Annotated in this window: 7 protein-coding genes and 3 pseudogenes; 2 read left to right on the top strand and 8 right to left on the bottom strand. The window is 39.2% G+C overall.

The window, feature by feature from the left end:
- A pseudogene (locus HMPREF1517_RS01250) lies at nt 1–281 on the top strand (transposase); the annotation flags it as partial.
- 120 nt (nt 282–401) lie between these two features.
- Here HMPREF1517_RS01250 and leuD read toward each other — a convergent pair.
- From leuD to HMPREF1517_RS01285, 7 genes and pseudogenes are all read right to left on the bottom strand, one after another.
- Nucleotides 402–992 carry a 3-isopropylmalate dehydratase small subunit gene (gene leuD / locus HMPREF1517_RS01255; protein ID WP_002890790.1) on the bottom strand — a complete coding sequence of 197 codons (591 nt, stop codon included), beginning with the start codon at nt 990–992 and terminating at the stop codon, nt 402–404.
- Nucleotides 993–1,003: 11 nt separating this feature from the next.
- Nucleotides 1,004–2,395 (bottom strand): 3-isopropylmalate dehydratase large subunit, encoded by a 1,392-nt coding sequence (leuC, locus tag HMPREF1517_RS01260; protein WP_037597711.1) that lies wholly within the window; start codon nt 2,393–2,395, stop codon nt 1,004–1,006.
- Between the two features lie 30 nt (nt 2,396–2,425).
- Nucleotides 2,426–2,707 (bottom strand): DUF1294 domain-containing protein, encoded by a 282-nt coding sequence (locus HMPREF1517_RS01265; protein ID WP_037598114.1) that lies wholly within the window; start codon nt 2,705–2,707, stop codon nt 2,426–2,428.
- A 4-nt stretch (nt 2,708–2,711) separates the two neighbouring features.
- Nucleotides 2,712–3,749 (bottom strand): 3-isopropylmalate dehydrogenase, encoded by a 1,038-nt coding sequence (gene leuB, locus HMPREF1517_RS01270; protein ID WP_037599057.1) that lies wholly within the window; start codon nt 3,747–3,749, stop codon nt 2,712–2,714.
- Between the two features lie 18 nt (nt 3,750–3,767).
- Nucleotides 3,768–5,324, bottom strand: coding sequence for a 2-isopropylmalate synthase (locus HMPREF1517_RS01275; protein ID WP_037599058.1), 1,557 nt, complete (start codon nt 5,322–5,324; stop codon nt 3,768–3,770).
- A 346-nt stretch (nt 5,325–5,670) separates the two neighbouring features.
- Nucleotides 5,671–5,994 (bottom strand): annotated as a pseudogene (locus tag HMPREF1517_RS01280) (2,3-bisphosphoglycerate-dependent phosphoglycerate mutase); the annotation flags it as partial.
- Nucleotides 5,995–6,033: 39 nt separating this feature from the next.
- Nucleotides 6,034–6,423 carry a nuclear transport factor 2 family protein gene (locus tag HMPREF1517_RS01285; RefSeq protein ID WP_037599060.1) on the bottom strand — a complete coding sequence of 130 codons (390 nt, stop codon included), beginning with the start codon at nt 6,421–6,423 and terminating at the stop codon, nt 6,034–6,036.
- A 145-nt stretch (nt 6,424–6,568) separates the two neighbouring features.
- Here HMPREF1517_RS01285 and HMPREF1517_RS01290 point away from each other — a divergent pair, with 145 nt between their 5' ends.
- Nucleotides 6,569–6,898 carry a winged helix-turn-helix transcriptional regulator gene (locus HMPREF1517_RS01290; protein WP_002890783.1) on the top strand — a complete coding sequence of 110 codons (330 nt, stop codon included), beginning with the start codon at nt 6,569–6,571 and terminating at the stop codon, nt 6,896–6,898.
- 96 nt (nt 6,899–6,994) lie between these two features.
- On the opposite strand, the pseudogene HMPREF1517_RS10125 reads toward HMPREF1517_RS01290, so the two are convergent.
- A pseudogene (locus tag HMPREF1517_RS10125) lies at nt 6,995–7,094 on the bottom strand (phosphoglycerate mutase); the annotation flags it as partial.

A 7,094-nucleotide genomic window follows, 5' to 3' on the forward strand; every position in this document is an offset into this window, starting at 1 on the left:
CAGGAGAAGAGGGGGGATGAGTTTTTTGAACTCATAGAGGAGAATATAAGCAAGGTCAATCACTACTTTCAAACGGTCTTTAGGACTTTTCTTAGACACAAGCAATACATCAAGAATGCGCTAGAAACAGACTATTCAAATGCCAAACTTGAAGCAACTAATAAGTTGATTAAAGACATCAAACGGTTGGGCTTCGGTTTTAGAAACTTCATCAACTTTAAGAAACGTGTCTTCATCACTCTGAACATAAAAAAAGAGAAGACCTATCAGGTCCTCTCTAGATGTTAGCTTTTCGTCACCCACTACAGTTGACAAAGAGCCGATAGAACAACACCTTAAACATTGTCCTTATCCCATTCTTTTAAGTCCTCATTATTATTTTACAAACACATCATTGTTTCTTATTGCCAATATGATGGGCGTTGTTTTTCATAGGCAGCAATCAAATCTTCATATTGAAGAGTGATTCCAATATCGTCAAGCCCTTCAACCAATTTACGTTTCCACTCATGATCGATATCAAATGGAAACTCTCCTGCTGAAGATTTAATCACTTGGTTTGGAAGGTCAATCGTAATTTCCTCACCTGCAGGAAGAGCAGCCAATTTTTGACGTACTTCCAAGGGTTGAACGATTGGCAACATACCATTCTTCAATTCATTGTTATAGTGAATATCTGAAAATGATCCAGCAATAACACAACGGAAACCGTAATCTTCCAATGCCCATGCAGCGTGTTCACGAGATGATCCCGAACCAAAGTTATCACCAGTAACCAAAATGGTCGCATCGCGATACTCAGGTTTATTGAAGACGAAATCAGGATTTTCATCGTAATCATCATTAAGGTAACGCCATTCAAACATCAAATTCTTACCGAAACCTTTTTTATCAACAGCTTTCAAGAATTGTTTGGGAATGAGTTGGTCCGTATCGATGTTATCATTCATCAAAGGTACTGATTTCCCTGTATAGACGGTAAATTTTTCCATTATCTTCTCCCTTATGCTTGAACTTCTGGCATATCGCGGACATCTACAAATTTACCAGCGATTGCTGCAGCTGCTGCCATTGCTGGACTACAAAGGTGAGTACGAGCACCATATCCTTGACGTCCCTCGAAGTTACGGTTACTTGTAGATGCACAGTGCACACCTTCTGGAACATGGTCTGGGTTCATACCAAGACACATTGAACAACCTGGATCGCGCCATTCAAATCCTGCATCCATGAAAATTTTATCCAAACCAAGACGTTCAGCTTCTTTCTTAACTGGACGCGAACCTGGAACAACAATAGCTGTCAATGTCGGTGAGATATGTTTTCCTTTAACGAATTTAGCAGCTAACTCAAGGTCGCTAAGACGTGCGTTAGTACAAGAACCAATGAAGACATAGCCAAGATCAATATCTTTAGCATATTCACCAGGCTTAACGTCCATATACTCGTAGGCACGTTCATCATTAAAGTCCTTGATTTCTGGGAATGGTTGATCAAACTCAACACCCATTTCAGGGTTAGTTCCCCATGTAACCATAGGTGCCAATTCTGAAACATCAATAGTAATCACTTTATCATATTCAGCATCTGGATCTGAAACCAAAGTTTTCCAGTCGGCTACTGCTTCTTCGAATTTCTCACCCTTAGGTGCGCACGGACGCCCCTCAACATAATCATAAGTTTTTTGGTCTGGATTCATAAGACCCATCTTGGCACCAAATTCAATAGACATGTTACAGATGGTCATGCGTTCATCCATTGAAAGAGCATCGATAGCTTCACCACAATATTCAACTGCGTATCCTACACCAGCATCAACGCCATAGCGTGCAATAAGTGCAAGAATAAAGTCTTTTGAATAAACACCTGGCTGTGGTTTACCAACAAATTCAACCTTCATTTTCTTCGGTTTCACTTGCCACAAACATTGTGTCGCAAAGACATGTTCTACCTCAGATGTACCAATACCAAAGGCAATAGCACCAAAGGCACCATGAGTAGCCGTATGACTATCTCCACAAACGACAAATTTTCCTGGTTGACTACGACCTGTTTCAGGACCGACCATGTGGACAATCCCCTGACGAGCAGTACCGTGGGTAGCCGCATCAATACCAAATTCCTCAACGTTTTTCGCCAAAGTATCAATTTGGTTTTTAGAAATAAGGTCACGAATGTTAAAAATATCAACCGTAGGAACGTTGTGGTCTGTCGTACCAAAAGTTAAATCTGGGCGACGAACTTTACGTCCAGCATCACGAAGTCCTTGAAAGGCCTGTGGACTTGTAACCTCGTGAATATAATGCTGATCCACATACATCAATTGTGGTTCGCCCTCATTTCCAGTAACGACGTGGCGTTCCCAAAGTTTATCAAAAATTGATTTTCCGCTCATAAAATACTCCAATTATAATCTAAGGATTAGCTAATCCGAAAGTCTTGTTAGAATAAGGTATAAAAGAAAGACATCTATAACAATTCCTATAAGCCAGCAAAGCTTGAAGTACCATTTGTTAATTTTATGTCTAAAAAGTCTCCCACCTAGAAAGGCACCAATACCACCAAAGATCAGTGTCTGTAATAATAATGCCTTCTCAGAAATCCGTCTCTTATGTCGGATAGCCTTATGTTTATCAAGGCCATAAACCAATAAGACGACAATATTCCATACCAACAAAACACTTAGTAACACTAATTTCAGTGTCATGATTTTAGAGATTGCCAATAATAGCTGCTGTCATTTCAGCAGTCGAAGCCTGACCACCCAAATCACGTGTCAAGATGCCTTGATTCAAGGTCTTATCAACAGCATTTTCAATCAATTCTGCCCCTTCAGTTTCATTGAAACTTTCACGTAACATCATAGCTACTGACAAAATCATTGAAATTGGATTGGCAATACCTTGACCAGCGATATCTGGTGCTGAACCATGAATAGGTTCATAAAGACTTGGACCATTTTCAGAGTGACTGGCAGATGGCATAACACCTAAAGTTCCTGGAAGGACACTTGATTCATCAGACAAGATATCACCAAAAAGGTTTTCTGTCACAACCACATCAAAACGAGCTGGGTTGGTAATCATAATCATTGCGGCACTATCAACGAGTTGATGTTCAAGGGTTACATCTGGAAACTCCAAAGAAACTTCATCAGCAACCTTACGCCATAATTTAGAAGTTGCCAAAACATTTTGTTTATCAATGCTAGTGACCTTTTTGCCACGACCTTGAGCAATCTTGAAGGCACGACGCATGATACGACGAATCTCATCTGCTGAATAATCATTGATATCGCGAGCCTTATCTTCTTCCAAAATGTGCTCACCAAAATAAATACCACCTGTGAGCTCACGAACAACGACGAAGTCTACGCCCTCAATACGCTCAGGTTTAAGAGGTGACAAGTGTTTCAAGGCATCAAAGATGCGGACAGGACGGATATTAGCAAAGAGATTCAACTCCTTACGAATGGCCAAAAGTCCTTGTTCAGGACGAACTGGCGCATTGTCATATTTAGGTCCACCAATTGCAGCCAAGAGGATAGCATCTGCTGATTTAGCAGCATCCAAAGTTGACTTTGGAAGTGGATGACCCCCGGCATCAATGCCAGCACCACCAAATAGTTTAGCATCGATGTCGTAATCAAATCCAATTTTTGAAGCTACTTTTTCAAGAACTTCAAGACCTGCTGCCATAATCTCAGGTCCAATTCCATCACCTGAAAGTGTTACAATTTTCTTTGTCATGTTTAACTCCTCTTCGGCTTATGGAAGGTCACGATAAGAAACCTTACGTGCCATCTCACCAGCATTTTCTTTTTGAACCAATGTATTAGCATTGATATAGGCAATTGCTGATGCTTTCAAGACATCAAAGTCCAAACCAGATGCATTGAAAATAGTATCTGTATCTACATTTTCTACAGTTACAAGTACACGCGCTTGCGCATCAATACCATCAGTTACTGCGTCAATATTATAAGAAGTCAAGCGAACTGTTTGGTTGAAGAATTTGTCAATAGCATTGAAGATAGCTTCAACTGACCCTTGGCCATTTGCCAAAAATTCAACAGATTCACCATCTTCATTAGCCAAGCTTACTGTAGCAGTGATTGTTTCATCAGCATTAGTAGTCAAACGAAGATCTTCGAAGTGGAAACCTTCTGGATTATCTACACTTGTACCAGCAACAAGTGCACGAATATCTGCATCAGTAATATCATGTTTTTTCCCAGCCAAGACTTTAAATTTGGCAAAGAGTGGTTTGATATCTTCTTCCACAAAGTCAAGCTCAAGTTCTTTCAATTTTTCAACAAAGGCATGACGTCCTGACAATTTACCAAGAGGAAGACTGTTACTCTTCACACCTACCAATTCTGGTGTGAAAATTTCATAAGTTTGTGGGTTCTTAAGAACACCATCTTGGTGGATACCTGATTCATGAGAGAAAGCATTTCCACCAACAACAGCTTTATTTTTAGGAACAGGAATTCCAGAGAAGCGAGAAACAAGCTCTGAAGTATTCATTGTTTCATTAAGAACAATATCACTTGTTGCTTGGAAAAAGTCTTCACGAATTTTCAAAGCAACAGCTACTTCTTCAAGAGCAACATTACCCGCACGTTCACCGATACCATTAACAGTTCCCTGTACACGTCCAGCACCGTGTTTAATTGCTGTCAAAGTATTTGCAGTTGCCATACCGAGGTCATCGTGACAGTGAACACTAAAAACAACTTTATGGTCTGATTTAATATTTTCAGTCAAATGATCAAAAATACGTGCAAACTCTTCTGGAGTCGTAAATCCTACTGTATCTGGAATATTAATATATGATGCACCAGCATCAACCGCTGTTTGAACAACTTCAGTCAAGAAATCAAGCTCAGTACGAGTAGCATCCTCTGGTGAAAACTCAACAACTTCAAATTTTGAACGTGCATATGATACATGCTCTTTTACAGCTTCAAGAATTTCTTCTTTTGATTTCTTCAATTTAAACTCACGATGAATTGGACTTGTTGCGATAAAGACATGAATTTGTGGATACTTGGCATCTTTCAAAGCCTCATAACAAGCATCAATATCAGATTTTACTGAGCGAGCCAAGCCGGTAACAGAAGTTGTTGTCATAGCTTCTGCAATTTGTTTTACTGCCTCAAATGAATCTGGACTAGCTGCAGGGAAACCTGCTTCGATTACAGAAATTCCCCATTTTTCAAGTTGCTTAGCAATGGCAACTTTTTCTTTGATTGAGAAGTTAACTCCAGGTGTTTGTTCCCCATCACGAAGACTTGTATCAAAAAATTCAACTTTACGCATAGACAATCCTCTTTCTAAAAGTAAAAACGATAGTAGTAAAAAAACATCTCACTCGGAAACCCAAGCGAGATGTTTTTCCCTCCCGCTTGGTAAGCCAAACAGGACTAATGCTTTTGCACTAGCCCTCATTACGCAATAGCAAAACAGTTGTAGTTGCGAATGTCATTTGACTCATTTCCTTTCGATGTATCTTGGTTAATATGATACATCTTTCCAACTTGAAAGTCAAGGAAAAATTACTGAATTGACTGACTTTTCTGACCACTATTTACATTTATTTTCAAGAAAAGAAAAAAGCTGACCAAAGTCAACTTTTTATTTGTTAATGATAACTACTTATCTCAGCTTATTTTCCGAGGTAGTATTCAGAAACAACGTTCAATTTTTCGTCAAATTTGAATACCAATGGTGGGAAGTTTGGAATTTCAACATCCATGATTTCGTCATCTGACAATTGTTTGATGTGTTTTACAAGGGCACGGATTGAGTTACCGTGTGCACCTACGAATACGTTTTTACCATCTTTAAGAGCTGGAGCGATTTTATCTTCCCAGAATGGAAGGGCACGTTCCAAAGTAACTTTCAAGTTTTCAGCATCTGGAATTACTGAGTCATCAAGTGAAGCGTAACGACGATCAGTGTGTGCTGAGTGCTCATCATCACGATCCATAAATCAAATTTCATTTCAGATTATAGATTAATTTACTGTCTAACCCCAGAAAGCATCTTCTACTGCTTGATCTAATGAAAAGAGCCAAACTTCCTTGATCTTTCCATCATCCATGCGAAAAAGATCAATCCCATTCATGTTGAGTTCCTCGCCGTCTGGGCGAGTTCCGACAAAGGTCACATTGGCTACTACAAGGTCAATATTTTCAGACACCCAGTTAGTCAATACTTTGAAGGTACCGTTTGTTTTTTCTGAAAATTTAGCCAAGTGTGCTCCAAGTGCTTCTTTTCCAACAACAGTACCGGAATTACTATGCTGACCTGGCTGGTGCCAGATGATATCATCTGCCATAGTCTCAAAAACAGCTGGAAAATCACCTGTTATAAGACCATTGTTATATGCATTGAAAATTTCTAAATTTACTGACATCAGTTACTCCTCGTTTCTTTTATTTATGATATAATTTTATCACTTACTAACAAAAAGAAAAGTAGGCACTTTATTGTTATATAGTATTAAATACGATACTATTATTGTCAAATAAGAGAATAATTTTAAAAAAATTGGAGGAATTATGGTAACCAAAGTCAGTGAATACGGAATTTGTCCTTTTGCCACGACGCAGCGTGTACTAACAGGCAAATGGGCTCTAGTCATCATCTATCAACTCAGTACGGGGACTAAGCGTTTTAATGAACTACAACGTCTAATTCCTGGCATTACCCAAACCATTCTAACACGACACCTCAGACAGCTCGAGAAGGATAAAATCGTGGAGCGTAAAGTCTATGCTGAAGTTCCCCCACGGGTCGAATACAGTCTAACTGAAATGGGTAGAAAATTTCAAGGTGTCCTAGATGCCATTGAAAGTTGGGGACTGGAGTATATCGAAACTCTAGACTAATTATCTCCTTGGTTCATCTCACCTTACAAAGTGAGACGAACCGAGAGTCACTTCTCAAAAAAAGGCGGAATAAATCCCGCCTTTTATCTTTTATAATTATTTTCCAAGGTAGTATTCAGAAACAACATTCAATTTTTCGTCAAATTCAAATACCAATGGTGGGAAGTTTGGAATTTCAACATCCATGATTTCGTCA

The sequence above is a fragment of the Streptococcus sp. ACS2 genome (genome assembly GCF_000525585.1).
Lineage (GTDB): Bacteria > Bacillota > Bacilli > Lactobacillales > Streptococcaceae > Streptococcus.

Excerpts from the sequence above, each read along its gene's own strand:
- leuD (WP_002890790.1), bottom strand. The coding sequence starts at position 992 with ATGGAAAAATTTACCGTCTATACAGGGAAATCAGTACCTTTGATGAAT.
- leuC (WP_037597711.1), bottom strand. The coding sequence starts at position 2,395 with ATGAGCGGAAAATCAATTTTTGATAAACTTTGGGAACGCCACGTCGTT.
- HMPREF1517_RS01265 (WP_037598114.1), bottom strand. The coding sequence starts at position 2,707 with ATGACACTGAAATTAGTGTTACTAAGTGTTTTGTTGGTATGGAATATT.
- leuB (WP_037599057.1), bottom strand. The coding sequence starts at position 3,749 with ATGACAAAGAAAATTGTAACACTTTCAGGTGATGGAATTGGACCTGAG.
- HMPREF1517_RS01275 (WP_037599058.1), bottom strand. The coding sequence starts at position 5,324 with ATGCGTAAAGTTGAATTTTTTGATACAAGTCTTCGTGATGGGGAACAA.
- HMPREF1517_RS01285 (WP_037599060.1), bottom strand. The coding sequence starts at position 6,423 with ATGTCAGTAAATTTAGAAATTTTCAATGCATATAACAATGGTCTTATA.
- HMPREF1517_RS01290 (WP_002890783.1), top strand. The coding sequence starts at position 6,569 with ATGGTAACCAAAGTCAGTGAATACGGAATTTGTCCTTTTGCCACGACG.